The following is a 17,168-nucleotide window of genomic DNA, read 5'->3' as shown; positions in this document are numbered from 1 at the left end:
CTAAAGAGTTATTAAATCTCGAATTCTTCTAAAGATTTACCTGCATCAAGTTGCTCTTGAATTGCCGAAGGTGTACGACCTTGACCTGTCCATGTTTTTTCTTGGCCATTGGTATCAAGATATTTGTATTTTGCTGGACGAGGTGCGCGTTTGCCTTGAACTTTAACTTTGCTCTTAGTTTCACCAGAAAGTGCCGATATTAGGGCACTAACATCGATACCATCTTTAGCAATCTGTTCTGCAATCGCTGCCAGCTTCGCTTCTTGCTCTGCGCGAACAGAGCGTTCTTCTTCTTCCACTTCTCTGCGTTCTTGAACAACGATCGTTAATTTATCTAGTGCTTCTTCAAGCTGCTCTAGAGTGAGTTCACGGGAAAAAGCGCGTAGGCTACGAATATTAAGTAGAGTTTTTGTTAATTCAGACATGACTATTCCTATTTGATTTAATTTAGTCGACTCAGCAATAATAAACTGCAGAATTGGTACTTACAATATTAGATTAAAATATTAATGAAATTTTTATAGTTGAATAAAAATCAAAAAAAATATGAACTTGTTAATGATGAGCTGATTTCATACATAAGTAGTAGTATCAAGAAGAGCATCAGTGCTTTTTAGATAGAGTTATAATTAATGTTTTTATTATAATCCTCGTGATATTCATTGCACCACATTATGAAAGAAGTCTCAACGTTTCTTCATGAATGTGATCGATAATTGATGCATTTTAATGACATGATCGGTTGCAATGCATTTGTTGTTAAGTACAATGTCATTTACCTAAAGCGAAGTAAGAGATTTATCATTATTAAAATAGCTGAATAATGGTGATTTATTGTTCTTTCTTTGACGTAGAGGTGCGGTGGAAAATAGTAACTTCTGTTGGGGTAATGCCAATGAACAAAAGTGAAAGGTTTTATCGCCGAAGTAAGTGTGTACATTAAAGCCGCTTGCTGGGGTTGTATTCGAATAGGAACAACACTGCCATAGTCTATTTTTTTTAAACTATGGAGCGCTACTGTGGGGTTGGGTGAAGTGTTCGCTTCCCTTTCGCTTAGTTCAACATGAATTACGTTGTTATTTTTGCTCGTAATTTGTCTGCAGTAGATCTCTAACCATTTACTTACTGGTTTTTGAAGATCATGAATTTAATCGATTTTGCATCATCTCCTCTATCTCTGTTACCGCCTCTAGTGGCATTAAGCTTGGCTGTTCTTACACGCAGAGTGCTTGTTTCATTAGGTGTCGGTATTGTATTAGGCGCTGTATTACTCGCGGATTATTCTGTTGGCAGCGCATTCAGTTATGTTGTTACTAAGGTATCGAGCGTCTTTGTTGCTGATGGCGGCATTAACACTTGGAATATGAGTATCGTCGGATTTTTGCTTTTATTAGGTATGATGACCGCGCTGTTAACTTTGTCTGGCGGGACTCGTGCTTTTGCTGAATGGGCACAAATCCGCGTAAAAAGTAAACGTGGCTCAAAACTGCTGGCGGCATTTTTGGGTGTGTTTATTTTCGTTGATGATTATTTTAATAGTTTGGCCGTAGGTTCTATTTCTCGCCCTGTGACTGACCGCTTTTATGTATCTCGCGCTAAACTTGCCTATATCCTTGATTCAACTGCAGCACCGATGTGCGTTGTGATGCCTGCTTCTAGTTGGGGCGCGTACATTATGACGATTATTGGCGGTATTCTCGTTTCTCACGGAATTACCGAATATTCGGCATTAGACGCTTATATCCGTTTAGTACCGATGAACTTTTACGCCATTTTTGCTCTGTTGATGGTCTTTGCTGTGGTGTGGTTCCAGTTAGATATTGGTCAAATGCGCCAGCATGAAATTAATGCTTCCCAAGGCCGTGGATTTGACGACGTAAATGCAAACGATAGCCAAGACGCACATGAGTTAAATGAAGAGCTTGATATCAAAGAGAGTGAACATGGCAAAGTGTTGGATCTGGTTCTGCCTATCGTATTACTGATCATTGCAACGGTTTCAGCCATGTTATTTACGGGTGGTCAATCTTTAGCCGCAGACGGTAAAGCATTTGATCTGCTGGGTGCGTTTGAAAACACCAATGTTGGCGCTTCGTTGATTTACGGCGGACTAGTTGGCTTGGCGATGGCTCTGTTTACTGTGTTTAAGCAAAAGCTGCCAATGAATGACATCAGTCATACATTGTGGATCGGTGCGAAGTCGATGTTTGGTGCGATTTTGATCCTGATTTTTGCGTGGACAATTGGCTCTGTTATTGGGGACATGAAAACCGGTGCGTACATGTCATCTTTGGTTCAAGGTAATATTGATCCGCATTGGCTACCTGTCATCTTATTCTTACTATCGGGCGTGATGGCGTTTTCAACCGGCACTTCTTGGGGAACGTTTGGCATCATGCTGCCCATTGCTGGAGACATGGCTGCGGCAACAGATATCGCTCTCATTCTGCCAATGTTAAGCGCCGTACTTGCGGGTTCTGTTTTTGGTGACCACTGTTCTCCTATTTCTGACACCACCATTTTATCGTCGACAGGCGCGCGCTGTAACCACATTGATCACGTTGCGACACAATTACCGTATGCACTGGCTACGGCCTTGGTTTCGAGTGTTGGTTTTGTTGTTTTAGGAATGACAGCGTCAGTGCTGATCTCGTTGGCTTGTGCCTCTGTCGCATTTATCATTGTGTGCATGATTATGGCCGCTATGGCGAAATCAAAAATGACACATTGCGAGACGTTGTAGCCGTATTTTGGTTAAATAGAGTTGATGAAAGGGAAGCGAAAGTTTCCCTTTTTTATTACTGGTGCACGACGGTGAAAAAAGATTTTAAAAAAGCAAAATTTTTAGTTGAAAAAGAACATCAGCTTGGTTAGTGTGGAGTCAAGACAGCAAACCAATAAGAGCTGATAAGTATGCGTAATTTTGTAATGAACATTCATCACCATCGCCCTAAATAATCTTTCGGGGAGGTGTACGCATACCCGGGAGGCAGGAAACTCCCGGTGGTTAAGTCAAAGCATTTAGATTAAAACCCTCGGGAGAACGCAAATCTCCCGAGGGTTTTTTCATTTTGCTTTAACTTAATTCCAAATACATTCAATACATTGCACAGGGAAATTGTCATGCAAACACAACGCCTAAGAATTGCCATCCAGAAGAAAGGCCGCTTGAGCTCAGAGTGCCAAGACTTACTTAAAAAATGCGGCGTGAAATTCAATATCATGGGTGAGCGTCTTGTCGTTCACTCTCTCAATATGCCGATCGATCTACTACTAGTACGTGATGACGACATACCCGGGCTGGTGATGGACGGCGTGGTTGATCTCGGTTTCATTGGTGAGAATGAGCTGGAAGAGGTACGTTTAGAACGCTTGTCGCAAAATAAGAAAAGTGAGTTTGTTTCACTGCGCCGTCTTGATTTTGGTGGCTGCCGCTTATCCATTGCGATCAATAAAGATCAGCAATACAACGGTCCTCAAGATTTGGCGGGTAAACGCATCGCCACGACTTATCCGCAGCTACTCAAAGCGTACATGGATGAAAAGGGCATTGATTTTAGCACTTGTGTGCTCACCGGTTCTGTTGAGGTTGCACCACGAGCTGGCCTAGCTGATGCGATTGCTGACCTTGTTTCTACCGGCGCAACATTAGAAGCGAATGGCCTCAAAGAGGCTGAAGTTATCTTCCAATCCAAAGCAACACTTATTCAGCGTCAAGGTGAATTCAGTGAAGATAAACAAGCATTGATTGCTCGTTTATTGACGCGTATGCAAGGCGTGATTCAAGCCAAAGAGTCCAAATACATCATGCTGCATGCTCCGGTTGATCAATTAGAAGCGATTAAAGACTTACTCCCGGGGGCGGAAGACCCAACAGTGCTGCCTTTATCGGCGGAGAAAAATCGCGTTGCAGTACATGTGGTCAGTACCGAGAACCTATTTTGGGAAACCATGGAGCGCCTAAACGCATTAGGGGCGAGTTCTATTTTGGTTTTACCTATCGATAAAATGATGGAGTAACGGCGATGAGAACTGTCGTTTGGCAATCGTTGAGTGAAACTCAGCAAGATTCAATTTTAGAACGCCCGGCCATTACTGAAGGAGCCAATGTCACTGCTGCCGTGAGCGCCGTGATTGCGCAGGTGAAAGCGCAAGGTGACCAAGCGTTAATTGAGTTAACTGAAAAATTTGACCGCGTGAAACCGGATTCAATTCGCGGCTCAAGTGGTGAGATTGATGCGGCGTGCGAGCGTCTTTCTGACAAGATGAAACAAGCACTTCAACAAGCTTATGAGAACATTACTAAGTTCCATAAAGCACAAAAGCTGCAACCGATCAAAGTGGAAACGCAGCCGGGAGTGGTGTGTGAGCAAGTGACGCGTCCAATTAATACGGTGGGCTTGTACATTCCCGGAGGCAGTGCGCCTTTACCTTCTACCGTATTAATGTTGGGTGTTCCTGCACAAATTGCAGGGTGCCGTAAAGTGGTGCTTTGCTCACCGCCACCGATTGCGGACGAAATCCTCTACGTGGCCAAGCTGTGTAACATTGATGAGGTGTATAACATTGGTGGTGGTCAAGCGATTGCAGCAATGGCTTATGGGACTAAATCCGTTGCTAAAGTGGACAAAATCTTCGGCCCCGGTAATGCCTACGTGACAGAAGCAAAACGTCAAGTGAGCAATGACTTTCGCGGTGCAGCGATTGATATGCCAGCGGGTCCTTCGGAAGTGTTGGTGATTGCTGATGATACGGCTGATGCCGATTTCATCGCGGCTGATCTGCTTAGCCAAGCTGAGCACGGGCCTGATTCACAAGTTGTGTTAGTGACCCCTTCAGCGGTGATTGCCGATCAAGTAACAGATGCAGTGCAAAAGCAGCTAAAAAGCTTATCTCGCGCCGCCATTGCAGAAAAGGCCTTGGCTTCTAGTTTGATCATTATCGCTGACTCTTTGACCCAAGCGGTTTCTATCTCGAACTACTACGGCCCAGAGCACTTAATTGTGCAAACGCGGAACCCTCGTGAACTGTTGCCGTTACTTGATAACGCCGGCTCAATTTTCTTAGGTGATTGGTCACCAGAATCAGCCGGTGACTACGCTTCGGGTACCAACCACGTTTTGCCAACATACGGTTACACCCGTACTTATTCTAGCCTTGGTTTAGCTGATTTTAGTAAGCGCATGACGGTGCAAGAACTCAGCGCAGAGGGCTTACAAGGGTTAGCGCCAACCGTGGTCACAATGGCAGAAGCTGAAGGATTGGATGCACACAAACGTGCGGTCACCATTCGAGTCGAAAAATTGCAAAAGGCGAAAAAATAATGGAAAAACTGGCTCGTAAGCAAATTCAAGCACTAAAACCTTACTTATCGGCTCGCCGTATTGGCGGCAGTGGTGATGTGTGGCTCAATGCCAACGAATCGCCATTCAATAATGAGTACAAAACCGATTTTGTGCGTTTGAACCGTTACAGTGATTGCCAACCCAAAGCCATGATCGATGCGTATGCGGCTTATGCCAAGGTACAGCCAGAGCAGGTGTTGACCTCACGTGGTGCTGATGAAGGGATTGAGCTTTTGATCCGCGCATTTTGTGAGCCCAATCAAGACGCTATTTTATACTGTCCGCCGACTTATGGTATGTACGCGATTAGCGCTGAAACGTTCGGTGTCGAGCGTAAAGTGGTGCCATTGACAGCGGATTGGCAGCTCGACCTGCCAGCCATTCGTGCCAATTTGGACAGCGTGAAGTTGATCTTCGTTTGTAGTCCTAATAATCCAACCGGTAATTTGGTTAAGCGCCAAGATATTATTGCTTTGCTGGAAATGACTAAAGACCGCGCTATTGTCGTGATGGATGAAGCCTACATTGATTTCTGTCCAGAAGCCTCAACCGTTGATTTATTAGCGCAATACCCGAATTTGGCGATTTTACGCACCTTATCTAAAGCGTTTGCGCTTGCCGGTTTGCGCTGCGGTTTTACCTTGGCCAATAAAGAGCTGATTGATGTGCTGCAGAAGGTAATTGCACCTTATCCCGTGCCAATTCCGGTAGCAGACATTGCCGTGCAAGCGTTATCGGAAGCTGGGCTGGCTCGTACCAAATTCCAAGTGTTGGATCTCAATGCAAACCGTGCTTACTTACAAGCAGGGTTGTATATGGTGCCCAATTTAATTGTGTTTGAAGGGTGGGGAAACTACCTATTAGTGAAATTTCCCGATGGCGATGCATTGTTTAAAGCCGCTTGGGATCACGGCATCATTTTACGCAATTCTCCGATTGAAGATTGCGTGAGGATCAGTATCGGTAATCGCGAAGAGTGTGAAAAAACACTCGCTTTTATTCGCAATTATTATCAGTAATCGAGCACCATAAATAGCCCAAAATGAATAAAGAGCCAGTCGTTTAAGTAACGTTACTGGCCAATAGAAAAGGATATTCCAGTGAGCAAACAGCAAAAAATTCTCTTTATTGATCGTGACGGCACCTTAATTGTTGAGCCTCCGGTCGATTTCCAAGTTGATCGTTTAGACAAACTGAAACTAGAGCCGTATGTGATCCCAAGCCTACTGGCTTTGCAGGCTGCGGGTTATCGGCTGGTAATGGTCACCAACCAAGATGGACTGGGGACGGATAGCTATCCTCAAGCCGATTTCGATGCCCCTCATGCGATGATGATGGATATTTTTCAGTCCCAAGGAGTGCTCTTTGATGATGTGTTGATTTGCCCGCACTTTGAAAAAGATAATTGCTCTTGCCGCAAACCCAAACTGGGGATGGTTAAAGAGTATCTGCAAGGAGGCAAAGTCGATTTTCAGCAATCAGTGGTGATTGGCGATCGAATGACCGACCTGCAACTGGCTGAAAATATGGCGATCCGTGGCATTCAGTATCATCCGAAAAGTATGGGATGGCGTGAAATAGTTAAAGACTTGACCGTGAAATCGCGCAGCGCCGAAGTGGTGAGAACCACTAAAGAGACCGACATTAAAGTTGCGGTCAATTTGGATGAAGCGGGCGGCAATCAAATTGCTACTGGGTTAGGTTTTTTTGACCACATGCTTGACCAAATCGCAACCCATGGCGGTTTTCAATTGAAGTTGAGCGTTAATGGGGATCTGCACATTGATGATCACCACACCATTGAAGATACCGCATTAGCACTTGGGCAAGCCTTAAAAGAGGCATTAGGCGATAAGCGCGGCATTGGTCGTTTTGGTTTTTCGTTGCCGATGGATGAGTGTTTAGCACAATGTGCGCTCGATCTCTCGGGTCGCCCTTATCTGAAATTTGAGGCCACCTTTACACGTGAGCAAATCGGCGATCTCTCCACTGAAATGGTATATCACTTCTTCCGTTCATTAACCGACACTTTGGCCTGTACGCTGCATCTCTCATCCAGTGGCGAGAATGATCACCATATTATTGAAAGTTTGTTTAAGGCTTTTGGCCGCACATTGCGCCAAGCCATTAAAGTGGAAGGCAATGAACTACCTAGCAGCAAAGGAGTACTGTAATGTCGTCAGTCCGTGAAGCGATGAGTGATAACAGCCGCCAGCCGCAAAAGGTCGTCATCATTGATACAGGCTGCGCTAATGTTTCTTCCGTGAAATTTGCCATCGAACGCTTGGGTTACCCAGTCACTATTTCAAAAGATCCTGATGTGGTGTTGACGGCAGATAAGCTGTTTTTACCCGGTGTCGGTACGGCAAGTGAGGCGATGAAAAATCTGCAACAGCGCGATTTAATCACCTTGGTGAAACAGGTTGAAAAGCCACTGCTCGGCATCTGCTTAGGCATGCAACTGTTAGGTCAACTGTCAGAAGAAAAAGGACAGCAAGCTAATGACATTGTTGAATGTTTAGGCTTATGTGATGGAGAGGTTCGCCTGATGGATACAGGCGATTTACCACTGCCACATATGGGTTGGAACACGGTCAATGCCGAAAGCGGCCATCCTCTGTTTAAAGGCATTGAGCAGGGTGAATATTTCTATTTTGTCCATAGCTACGCCATGCCCGTCGGTGAATACACGATTGCTGAATGTGAATACGGCAAGCTTTTCACCGCGGCGCTGCAAAGCGGTAATTACTATGGTGTGCAATTTCACCCAGAGCGCTCATCCAAAGCCGGCTCAGCACTGATTAAGAACTTCTTGGAATTATAAAAGGGAATTAGTAATGATTATTCCAGCATTAGATTTAATTGATGGCCAAGTGGTTCGCTTATTTCAAGGCGATTATGGTCAAGTTACCGAATACAAAGTTGACCCTGCAGAGCAGTTCAACCTTTATCACCAATCTGGAGCCAACTGGCTGCACCTTGTTGATTTAACGGGGGCAAACGATACCTCAGCCCGACAGCTTGATCTGATTGCCAAACTGCTTGCCAGTACCCCTGCCAAGATTCAAATTGGTGGCGGTGTTCGTAGTGAGCAAGATGTGGTGGATTTATTAAATGCGGGTGCGCAGCGTGTGGTTGTCGGTTCTACGGCCGTAAAACAGCCTGAATTAGTCAAAGGATGGATGGAAAAATATGGCGCAGAAAAAATTGTGCTAGCGCTCGACATCAACATTGATCAATACGGCACACGTAAAGTGGCCATTTCAGGTTGGCAAGAAGATTCAGGTGTAACGATAGAAGCCTTGATTGATGATTACCTAACGGTCGGTTTGACGCACGTATTGTGCACTGATATTTCCCGCGATGGCACACTAGCCGGTTCTAACGTTGAGTTGTATATCGATTTATGCAAACAGTACCCACAAGTACAGTTTCAATCCTCAGGTGGTATCGGTAGCTTAGCGGACATCAAAGCCTTAACAGGCAGTGGTGTTGCTGGCGTGATCGTCGGTCGTGCCTTATTAGATGGTAAGTTCACCGCTCAGGAGGCATTCGAATGTTGGCAAAACGCATAATTCCTTGTTTGGATGTCCGCGATGGACAAGTAGTGAAAGGGGTGCAGTTTCGCAATCACGAAATCATTGGTGATATCGTACCGCTTGCAAAACGCTACGCCGAAGAGGGCGCGGATGAGTTGGTGTTTTACGACATTACCGCGTCGAGTGATGGCCGAGTGGTGGATAAAAGTTGGGTTGCGCGTGTCGCGGCAGTGATTGATATTCCATTTTGCGTCGCGGGCGGTATTAAATCTGCCGAAGATGCTGAGCGAATTTTAGAATTTGGTGCAGATAAAGTCTCCATTAACTCTCCAGCACTCGCTAACCCACAGTTGATTACTGACTTGGCGGATAAATTTGGCGTGCAATGTATTGTGGTCGGCATCGACTCTTACTTCGATCAAGACACGGGTCAGTACCAGGTCTATCAATTTACTGGCGATGAGACGCGCACCAAAGCAACACAGTGGCAAACTTGCGATTGGGTACAAGAGGTACAAAAACGTGGTGCGGGTGAAATCGTATTGAATATGATGAACCAAGACGGCGTGCGTAATGGTTATGATCTACAGCAACTCCAGAAGGTACGTGCTGTGTGTCGCGTGCCACTTATCGCTTCTGGCGGGGCGGGGACGATGGAGCACTTTGCGCAAGCTTACCAACAAGCTCATGTCGATGGCGCGTTGGCGGCATCGGTTTTTCACAAGCAGATCATCAATATCGGCGAATTAAAACAATATTTACAAGCAGAAGGTGTAGAGGTAAGACGATGAGTTTTCAAGTATCGAGTGCGGTTGCACTTTCTGAGCGTATCGATTGGAACAAAGTTGATGGCCTTGTTCCGGCGATAGTGCAAGATTTTCAATCGAGTCAAGTGCTCATGATGGGTTATATGAACCAAGATGCGTTGCAAAAAACCGCGCAAACAGGCCAAGTGACTTTCTTTTCTCGCAGCAAGCAGCGCCTTTGGACCAAAGGAGAGACCTCTGGTCATGTGTTACAGTTGAAAAACATGGCGCTCGATTGTGATAACGACACTTTATTGGTCAAAGTGAATCCCATTGGGCCAACGTGCCATACCGGAACTACAACCTGTTGGGATAACGATGCACAAGAAGAGTCTCAAATGGTGTGGCTTCATCAGCTTGAGCAGCTATTGGCTGCCCGCAAGAGTGCCGACCCTGATTCCTCTTATACTGCCAGCCTTTATGCCCGTGGAACCAAGCGTATTTCGCAGAAAGTGGGCGAAGAGGGCGTTGAAGTTGCGCTTGCGGCGGCGACGGGCGATAAAGCGGAGTTAGTGTGCGAGTCGGCTGATTTGATTTATCACTTATTGGTGCTATTGCAAGACCAAGGATTAGCGTTGAGTGATGTCATTGATAAGCTTAAAGAACGCCATAAATAAACACAGTGAAGCCTCTTAAATAAAGAGGCTTCTGTTTTTTTGAGAGCGGTGTTAGAGGGTAATTTCTTTCCACTCTCCGGGTTGTAGATCGCCTAAAACAATGTCGCCCATCGCGTAGCGCACTAAGCGCAGTGTTGGAAAGCCAATATGCGCTGTCATACGTCGTACTTGCCGGTTTTTACCTTCAGTAATGGTAATCGCAAGCCATGTGGTTGGGATTTGTGCGCGAAAACGAACCGGTGGATTACGTTCCCACAAGGTAGGTGGTTGCAAAATCTCAACCTTGGCAGGCAGCGTCATGCCATCTTTTAGCGCTACACCTTGGCGTAATTTATCTAAATCGTTTTGAGCGGGTTCTCCTTCCACTTGAACCCAATACGTTTTTGGTAATTTTGACTGCGGCTGCGTTAGTCTTGCTTGCAAGATGCCGTCATTGGTGAGCACCATCAAACCTTCGCTGTCTCTGTCCAAGCGACCTGCGGCATACACCTCTTTTACGGGAATAAAATCAGCGAGAGTTTTGCGCCCATCACCATCGGTAAACTGGCTTAGCGTATCAAAAGGCTTATTAAAGATGATGACTTTTCGATCAGCAAGCGATACTCGTTTTTTTACCTCTTCTGCAGATGAAAAGGAGCGGGCGGTCGAACGCTGATGTGGATCGCGCCGTTTAAAATGAGAAGAGCCTGAGGGTTTTGATACTGATGAGGAATCACGACGCAAGCGGGATGACATGTTAACTACCTTGCAAAAATGTAAATGAAGTGTGTTTGAAAGTTTTCTGAACTTTGGATTTAAGCTATGATTTGCGCGCCCAGAAACAGGATTGACGCACAAGATAATAGACTATTATCCTAGTTTTGTTTAATTATACTCAACCCATACTATTTGGATTCAGTATCAATAAAGGGTTTGAGTGTATATCTATTTTCACTCAATGACTAAAATCGGATCACGCTCAACGACATTCGATTCAGTTTTTGAAAGAGTGACGCTATCGTGTTCAAGTCGCGAGGATGCTAACCCACTTGACACGGACAATCACACAGCGCTGTTTCATCCAATGGTGCTGCTAGAACAAATAGGGAAATTTTTCATGCCTACAGAAAAACCTACAATTATTTATACCATTACAGACGAAGCACCAGCACTGGCCACTTATTCTTTATTGCCGATTATCCAATCCTTTACCGCCTCGTCAGGCATTAGCGTTGAAACCCGCGATATTTCACTGGCTGCGCGTATCCTCGCCAGCTTCCCAGAACATTTAAAAGAAAATCAACGTGTAAGTGATGCGCTTGCCGAATTAGGTGAACTGGCGACCAAACCAGAAGCGAATATTATTAAACTGCCTAACGTTTCGGCATCGGTCCCACAATTGAAAGCCGCGATTAAAGAGTTGCAGGAAAAAGGTTACGACCTACCAAATTATCCTGAAGAACCAAGTGCCTACGAAGAAGAAGCGATTAAAGCGACTTACGATAAAATCAAAGGCAGTGCGGTTAACCCTGTGTTGCGTGAAGGTAACTCCGATCGCCGTGCACCATTATCAGTCAAGAATTATGCGAAGAAAAACCCACATTCAATGGGCGCATGGTCACCGCAATCCCGTTCACATGTTGCCAGCATGCAAGACAAAGATTTCTATGGGACAGAAAAGTCAGTCACCATTGAAGGTGACACTAAGGTCAAAATTGAGTTTGTCGGCCATGATGGCTCGACTAAAGTCTTAAAGAAAGAGTTTGCGCTGCTGGATAAAGAAATTATCGATGCTTCAGTTCTAAGCAAAAAAGCGTTAGTTGAGTTTTTCGAGCAACAAATCGCAGCAGCGAAACAGCAAGATGTGCTGCTTTCCTTACACATGAAAGCAACCATGATGAAAGTGTCTGACCCAGCCATTTTCGGCCATGCCGTTAAAGTGTACTACAAAGACGTATTTGCGAAGTATGGCGCGTTGTTTGACTCATTAGGTGTTGATGTCAACAATGGCCTAGGCGATGTTTACGCGAAAATTCAAGCATTGCCACAAGCACAGAAAGAAGAAATTGAAGCCGCGATTCAAGCGGTTTATAACACGCAACCACCACTTGCGATGGTTGATTCTGACCGAGGCATTACTAACCTACATGTCCCAAGCGATATCATTGTTGATGCGTCAATGCCAGCAATGCTGCGCGCTTCTGGTCAAATGTGGGGGCCAGATGGCAAGCAACAAGACACCAAAGCACTGATCCCAGATCGCTGCTACGCTGGCGTTTATCAAGCGGTGATTGATTTTTGTAAAAAGCATGGCGCATTTGACCCAACAACGATGGGCAGTGTGCCAAACGTGGGCCTTATGGCGCAAAAAGCTGAAGAATATGGATCGCACGATAAAACCTTTATCCTCGATGCCGCGGGTTCGGTACGTGTTGTGGATACCTCCGGCAAAGTATTGCTAGAGCAAACTGTTGAAGCTGGTGATATTTTCCGCATGTGCCAAGTGAAAGATGCACCGATCCAAGACTGGGTGAAACTGGCCGTGACTCGTGCCAGAGCTACTGGTGTTCCTGCGATTTTCTGGTTAGACGATCAGCGTGCGCATGACCGTGAATTGATCAAAAAAGTCAACGTCTACCTTGCTGATCATGATACGGCTGGCTTAGATATTCAGATCCTATCACCTGTTGAAGCGACTCAGTTCACACTTGAGCGTCTCAAAGCGGGTAAAGATACCATCTCAGTTACGGGTAACGTACTGCGTGATTACCTCACAGATCTATTCCCCATTCTCGAGCTTGGTACCTCGGCTAAAATGTTGTCGATTGTTCCCTTAATGAATGGCGGTGGCTTGTTTGAAACAGGTGCTGGTGGTTCTGCACCAAAACACGTTCAGCAGGTTGAGAAAGAAAACCACTTGCGTTGGGACTCGTTAGGCGAGTTTTTGGCGCTGGCGGCGTCTTTGGAACATTTGAGTGTTGTCACTGGAAATGCAAAAGCGAAAGTACTAGCCGATGCGCTTGATAAAGCCACTGGTAAGTTCCTTGATCTCAATAAATCACCATCGCGCAGAGTTGGTGAGCTTGATAACCGTGGCAGTCACTACTATCTTGCAACCTACTGGGCTGGGGCCTTAGCAGAGCAGACGGCGGATGCTGATTTAGCGGCGGAATTCGCACCGATTGCGAAGCAGCTGCAAGAAAATGAACAGGTTATCGTCTCTGAGCTGAATCAAGCACAAGGTACTCCTGGTGATTTGGGTGGTTACTATGCGCCAGTGTTTGAAAAAGCATCAGCACTAATGCGTCCAAGCCAAACCTTGAACGCGATCATTGGCGCTTAACCTTCAGTTATTCACCTCTAAGTAATAAAAAACCCGCCAGTTCGGCGGGTTTTTCATCAAATACACGTTTGGCAGCGATTATTTTGCAAGTTGACCTTCGACAAGTTGACCTTCGATTGGAACAACAGCGCTAGCGTGATAACCTTTCGGCCCCTGTTCAATCTCATAGGAAACTTGTTGGCCCGCTTTGAGTGTGCGGTAGCCTTCCATTTGAATGGTTGAATAGTGAGCAAAAATATCGGTATCCTCACCTTCTGGACAAATAAACCCAAATCCTTTGGCGTTGTTAAACCATTTTACTGTACCTGTAGCCATGCTTTACATCCCTCATTGCATTTTAGTTACTGATGTTGTTATCGAGAAACTTATCTTAAAAACGTTACCCGAATGTGAATATCAATTCAGACGCTGCCAAATTTTTAGTCACTAATTGACCAATGTAGTCAATGATTCGGCGCAGTCAATAGGCAAAAGGTATGATACTCGACATATTTGCAAATAAATCATTTTTAAGGTTTACATTGTTGTAACGATTAAATAGGGCGTTAAGAATGAAATAGTTAAAGAAAGCAGTTGCTTTTGTTTTCTTTTTAATCAACTACGCCGTTGATAGTTCGGAATAGCAATGTTTTATTTGCAGCGATACAATTGCTGCATTAGTCTCTAAGTAAGGGTTGTTTTTCAACTGTGTCGGTAGCACTAATAACATTAATAGATTCGAACGACACAATGGTTACTGAGAGGCACACGGTTCCACTAGGTAGAGAAGCACTCTAAATACGGTCATCATGAGTAAACATTTTGAATGGGTGACTCCAGACTCAGATCTTCTGGAGAAAGAGAAGACAGCAATTAAACCACCAGCGATGTACAACGTAGTTCTCAATAATGATGACTACACGCCGATGGAGTTTGTGATTGAAATCCTTGAGCGATTCTTCTCGATGGATATCGACAAAGCAACACAGATAATGCTCAAGGTGCATTATGAAGGGAAAGCAATTTGTGGCACGTTTAGTGCTGAGATTGCAGAGACCAAAGTAGCTCAAGTTACTTTGTACTCAAGGGAAAATGAGCATCCACTGCTTTGTACTATGGAGCAAGCGTAGTCGATTGCTGGAGCAACAAAGTGGTTCCTTAAGGAGGTACTTATGCTTAATAAAGAACTAGAGTCGAGTCTAAACGGCGCGTTCGCTCGAGCGCGAGACAAAAGACATGAATTCATGACCGTCGAGCACCTCCTACTTGCGTTATTGGAAAATGATGCAGCCAGAGAGGCCTTATTAGCCTGCCAAGCGGATTTGGATGCCTTACGCCAAGAGCTTGATGTTTTTATTGATCAAACCACACCTCTTATTCCTGAAAGTGACGAAACACGTGAAACGCAACCCACGTTGAGTTTTCAACGTGTGCTGCAACGTGCTGTATTTCATGTGCAATCCTCTGGCCGCAATGAAGTCACCGGGGCGAATGTATTGGTTGCAATCTTTAGTGAGCAGGAGTCACACGCGGCTTACTTACTGAAAAAAAATGACATCAGTCGCTTAGATATCGTCAACTACATTTCGCACGGCATCACTAAAGATTCCAGCGCAAGTGATAATTCAGCCTCTTCCGACTCTTTTAGCAGCGAATCAGCTGATGAAGTCAGTTCTGATGAACGTTTGGAAAGCTTTGCCAGCAACCTCAACCAATTGGCAAAGCAAGGGTTGATTGATCCGCTAATTGGGCGTGATAAAGAGCTAGAACGAACCATTCAAGTGTTGTGTCGTCGCCGTAAAAATAATCCGCTGTTAGTGGGAGAAGCGGGAGTCGGTAAAACGGCGATTGCGGAAGGGCTGGCGTGGCGCATTGTGGAAGGCCAAGTGCCTGAAATCATTCAAAATAGCGTTATTTATTCACTGGATATCGGCTCATTGCTCGCCGGAACCAAGTACCGTGGCGATTTTGAAAAGCGTTTTAAAACCATTTTGAAACAGCTTGAAAAAGAGCAAGACGCGATTCTATTTATTGATGAAATTCATACCATCATCGGTGCGGGTGCGGCTTCTGGTGGCCAAGTTGATGCGGCTAACTTAATCAAACCGCTGCTTAGTAGTGGCAAATTGCGTTGCCTCGGTTCAACAACTTATCAAGAGTACAACAACATCTTTGAAAAAGAGCGCGCGCTGGCTCGCCGTTTTCAAAAAATCGATGTGGTTGAGCCATCGTTGGATGACACTACTAAGATACTTATGGGCCTGAAAACAAAATATGAAGCGCACCATGATGTACGTTACACCAATAAAGCGTTACGTGCGGCCGTAGAGCTTTCGGCAAAATACATCAATGAACGTCATTTGCCAGATAAAGCGATTGATGTGATTGATGAAGCGGGTGCGCGTTCAAGGTTGGCACCTGCAAGTCGCCGCAAGAAAACCGTTGGAGTGGCCGATATTGAAGCGATGGTTGCTAAAATGGCGCGTATTCCAGAAAAATCGGTCTCTTCTTCCGATAAAGACATTTTGCAACACCTTGATAGAAAAATGAAAATGTTGGTATTTGGACAAGATGACGCTATCGATGTATTGAGTGAGGCGATCAAACTCTCACGCGCTGGCTTAGGTGCCGATAATAAACCGGTGGGATCATTCTTGTTTGCTGGCCCAACGGGTGTGGGTAAAACGGAAGTGACCGTTCAGTTATCGAAGCTACTTGGCATTGAGCTGCTGCGTTTTGATATGTCTGAGTATGGTGAACGTCACTCGGTGAGTCGTTTAATTGGTGCTCCTCCTGGTTATGTTGGGTATGACCAAGGTGGCTTGCTAACTGATGCGGTAATCAAACATCCACATTCAGTGGTGCTACTTGATGAGATTGAGAAAGCGCACCCTGATATTTTCAACTTGTTACTTCAAGTCATGGATAACGGCACTTTAACCGATAACAATGGGCGAAAAGCAGATTTTCGTAACATCATTTTGGTGATGACAACCAACGCAGGTGTTGCAGAGACAGTGAAAAAATCGATTGGTCTTATCCAACAAGACAACAGTTTCGATGCGATGTCAGAGATTAAAAAAGTATTCACACCCGAATTTCGTAACCGTTTAGATAACATCATCTGGTTTAATCGTTTGGATGAGCGTGTTATCCATCAAGTGGTTGATAAGTTTATTGTTGAACTACAAGTTCAACTTGATGCGAGAGGGGTATCGTTAGAGGTTTCGGAGGATGCTCGTCATTGGTTGGCTGTGAAAGGCTACGACATTGAGATGGGCGCTCGTCCGATGGGCCGCGTGATTCAGGATAAGCTGAAAAAACCATTAGCGAATGAGTTGTTGTTCGGCTCGTTGGTCGATGGTGGCACAGTGAAAGTGGATTTAGATGGCGAAGAGCTTAAGTTTAAGTACATTGGTTCTCGTGAAGAAGCGGTTCACTAATCGGTAATCCCGATGCTTATCACCTAATAACAAAAGCACGCTGAGGCGTGCTTTCTTCTATGCATTGCATTTAATCCAGTTCTATAAGCAACAAAAAACGGAGCATTTAGCTCCGTT

15 protein-coding genes, 1 riboswitch and 1 other annotated feature are annotated in these 17,168 nt (G+C 45.1%); of the genes, 12 read left to right on the top strand and 3 right to left on the bottom strand.

Features of this window, described 5'->3' with window-relative positions:
• Window positions 1–11: 11 nt before the first annotated feature.
• Window positions 12–425, bottom strand: coding sequence for an H-NS family histone-like protein (locus VOR_RS0108335; protein WP_010319256.1), 414 nt, complete (start codon window positions 423–425; stop codon window positions 12–14).
• 418 nt (window positions 426–843) lie between these two features.
• Window positions 844–1,025: riboswitch (Lysine riboswitch) on the top strand.
• Between the two features lie 116 nt (window positions 1,026–1,141).
• On the opposite strand from VOR_RS0108335, the gene VOR_RS0108330 reads away from it, so the two are divergent.
• The 9 genes from VOR_RS0108330 (at window position 1,142) to hisIE (ending at window position 10,307) form a co-directional block, all read left to right on the top strand.
• The gene (locus VOR_RS0108330; RefSeq protein WP_010319255.1) at window positions 1,142–2,743 is read left to right on the top strand and encodes a Na+/H+ antiporter NhaC family protein; all 1,602 of its coding nucleotides are present in this window, start codon (window positions 1,142–1,144) and stop codon (window positions 2,741–2,743) included.
• Window positions 2,744–2,933: 190 nt separating this feature from the next.
• Window positions 2,934–3,070: a sequence feature (His leader region), on the top strand.
• Window positions 3,071–3,123: 53 nt separating this feature from the next.
• Window positions 3,124–4,020, top strand: a complete 897-nt coding sequence (gene hisG / locus VOR_RS0108325) for an ATP phosphoribosyltransferase (RefSeq protein ID WP_010319254.1) — start codon at window positions 3,124–3,126, stop codon at window positions 4,018–4,020.
• A 5-nt stretch (window positions 4,021–4,025) separates the two neighbouring features.
• Window positions 4,026–5,324 carry a histidinol dehydrogenase gene (hisD, locus tag VOR_RS0108320; protein ID WP_010319253.1) on the top strand — a complete coding sequence of 433 codons (1,299 nt, stop codon included), beginning with the start codon at window positions 4,026–4,028 and terminating at the stop codon, window positions 5,322–5,324.
• Complete coding sequence (gene hisC / locus VOR_RS0108315) at window positions 5,324–6,364, top strand: histidinol-phosphate transaminase (protein WP_010319252.1); 1,041 nt, start codon at window positions 5,324–5,326, stop codon at window positions 6,362–6,364. The genes hisD and hisC overlap by 1 nt, the downstream gene beginning before the upstream one ends.
• An 81-nt stretch (window positions 6,365–6,445) precedes the next feature.
• Window positions 6,446–7,519 (top strand): bifunctional histidinol-phosphatase/imidazoleglycerol-phosphate dehydratase HisB, encoded by a 1,074-nt coding sequence (gene hisB, locus VOR_RS0108310; protein ID WP_010319251.1) that lies wholly within the window; start codon window positions 6,446–6,448, stop codon window positions 7,517–7,519.
• On the top strand, window positions 7,519–8,169 hold the full coding sequence (gene hisH, locus VOR_RS0108305; RefSeq protein ID WP_010319250.1) for an imidazole glycerol phosphate synthase subunit HisH: 651 nt from the start codon (window positions 7,519–7,521) through the stop codon (window positions 8,167–8,169). Before hisB ends, hisH begins: the two co-directional genes overlap by 1 nt.
• A 13-nt stretch (window positions 8,170–8,182) precedes the next feature.
• The gene (hisA, locus tag VOR_RS0108300) at window positions 8,183–8,920 is read left to right on the top strand and encodes a 1-(5-phosphoribosyl)-5-[(5-phosphoribosylamino)methylideneamino]imidazole-4-carboxamide isomerase (RefSeq protein WP_010319249.1); all 738 of its coding nucleotides are present in this window, start codon (window positions 8,183–8,185) and stop codon (window positions 8,918–8,920) included.
• Window positions 8,902–9,675, top strand: coding sequence for an imidazole glycerol phosphate synthase subunit HisF (hisF, locus tag VOR_RS0108295; protein WP_010319248.1), 774 nt, complete (start codon window positions 8,902–8,904; stop codon window positions 9,673–9,675). The genes hisA and hisF overlap by 19 nt, the downstream gene beginning before the upstream one ends.
• Window positions 9,672–10,307 carry a bifunctional phosphoribosyl-AMP cyclohydrolase/phosphoribosyl-ATP diphosphatase HisIE gene (gene hisIE / locus VOR_RS0108290; protein WP_010319247.1) on the top strand — a complete coding sequence of 212 codons (636 nt, stop codon included), beginning with the start codon at window positions 9,672–9,674 and terminating at the stop codon, window positions 10,305–10,307. Before hisF ends, hisIE begins: the two co-directional genes overlap by 4 nt.
• A gap of 51 nt (window positions 10,308–10,358) precedes the next feature.
• On the opposite strand, the gene VOR_RS0108285 is transcribed toward hisIE, so the two are convergent.
• The gene (locus tag VOR_RS0108285; protein ID WP_010319246.1) at window positions 10,359–11,042 is read right to left on the bottom strand and encodes a pseudouridine synthase; all 684 of its coding nucleotides are present in this window, start codon (window positions 11,040–11,042) and stop codon (window positions 10,359–10,361) included.
• Window positions 11,043–11,403: 361 nt separating this feature from the next.
• Between VOR_RS0108285 and VOR_RS0108280 the strand changes: the two genes are divergently transcribed.
• Entirely contained in the window at window positions 11,404–13,629 is a 2,226-nt protein-coding gene (locus VOR_RS0108280; protein WP_010319245.1) for an NADP-dependent isocitrate dehydrogenase, read from the top strand.
• Window positions 13,630–13,707: 78 nt separating this feature from the next.
• Here the strand turns inward: VOR_RS0108280 and cspD are convergent, their stop codons facing one another.
• Window positions 13,708–13,944, bottom strand: coding sequence for a cold shock domain-containing protein CspD (cspD, locus tag VOR_RS0108275; RefSeq protein ID WP_010319244.1), 237 nt, complete (start codon window positions 13,942–13,944; stop codon window positions 13,708–13,710).
• Window positions 13,945–14,417: 473 nt separating this feature from the next.
• Between cspD and clpS the strand changes: the two genes are divergently transcribed.
• Both clpS and clpA read left to right on the top strand, forming a co-directional pair.
• Window positions 14,418–14,738 carry an ATP-dependent Clp protease adapter ClpS gene (clpS, locus tag VOR_RS0108270; RefSeq protein WP_010319243.1) on the top strand — a complete coding sequence of 107 codons (321 nt, stop codon included), beginning with the start codon at window positions 14,418–14,420 and terminating at the stop codon, window positions 14,736–14,738.
• Window positions 14,739–14,780: 42 nt separating this feature from the next.
• Window positions 14,781–17,051, top strand: coding sequence for an ATP-dependent Clp protease ATP-binding subunit ClpA (gene clpA / locus VOR_RS0108265; RefSeq protein ID WP_010319242.1), 2,271 nt, complete (start codon window positions 14,781–14,783; stop codon window positions 17,049–17,051).
• The last annotated feature ends 117 nt before the right edge of the window (window positions 17,052–17,168 follow it).

The sequence above is a fragment of the Vibrio ordalii ATCC 33509 genome (assembly GCA_000257205.1).
GTDB classification, from domain to species: Bacteria; Pseudomonadota; Gammaproteobacteria; order Enterobacterales; family Vibrionaceae; genus Vibrio; species Vibrio ordalii.
This window is presented reverse-complemented; position numbering and strand designations above follow the sequence as displayed.

What these genes read in the sequence shown, in the direction of transcription:
- VOR_RS0108335 (WP_010319256.1), bottom strand. Translation starts at nt 425, where the DNA reads ATGTCTGAATTAACAAAAACTCTACTTAATATTCGTAGCCTACGCGCT.
- VOR_RS0108330 (WP_010319255.1), top strand. Translation starts at nt 1,142, where the DNA reads ATGAATTTAATCGATTTTGCATCATCTCCTCTATCTCTGTTACCGCCT.
- hisG (WP_010319254.1), top strand. Translation starts at nt 3,124, where the DNA reads ATGCAAACACAACGCCTAAGAATTGCCATCCAGAAGAAAGGCCGCTTG.
- hisD (WP_010319253.1), top strand. Translation starts at nt 4,026, where the DNA reads ATGAGAACTGTCGTTTGGCAATCGTTGAGTGAAACTCAGCAAGATTCA.
- hisC (WP_010319252.1), top strand. Translation starts at nt 5,324, where the DNA reads ATGGAAAAACTGGCTCGTAAGCAAATTCAAGCACTAAAACCTTACTTA.
- hisH (WP_010319250.1), top strand. Translation starts at nt 7,519, where the DNA reads ATGTCGTCAGTCCGTGAAGCGATGAGTGATAACAGCCGCCAGCCGCAA.
- hisA (WP_010319249.1), top strand. Translation starts at nt 8,183, where the DNA reads ATGATTATTCCAGCATTAGATTTAATTGATGGCCAAGTGGTTCGCTTA.
- hisF (WP_010319248.1), top strand. Translation starts at nt 8,902, where the DNA reads ATGTTGGCAAAACGCATAATTCCTTGTTTGGATGTCCGCGATGGACAA.
- hisIE (WP_010319247.1), top strand. Translation starts at nt 9,672, where the DNA reads ATGAGTTTTCAAGTATCGAGTGCGGTTGCACTTTCTGAGCGTATCGAT.
- VOR_RS0108285 (WP_010319246.1), bottom strand. Translation starts at nt 11,042, where the DNA reads ATGTCATCCCGCTTGCGTCGTGATTCCTCATCAGTATCAAAACCCTCA.
- VOR_RS0108280 (WP_010319245.1), top strand. Translation starts at nt 11,404, where the DNA reads ATGCCTACAGAAAAACCTACAATTATTTATACCATTACAGACGAAGCA.
- cspD (WP_010319244.1), bottom strand. Translation starts at nt 13,944, where the DNA reads ATGGCTACAGGTACAGTAAAATGGTTTAACAACGCCAAAGGATTTGGG.
- clpS (WP_010319243.1), top strand. Translation starts at nt 14,418, where the DNA reads ATGAGTAAACATTTTGAATGGGTGACTCCAGACTCAGATCTTCTGGAG.
- clpA (WP_010319242.1), top strand. Translation starts at nt 14,781, where the DNA reads ATGCTTAATAAAGAACTAGAGTCGAGTCTAAACGGCGCGTTCGCTCGA.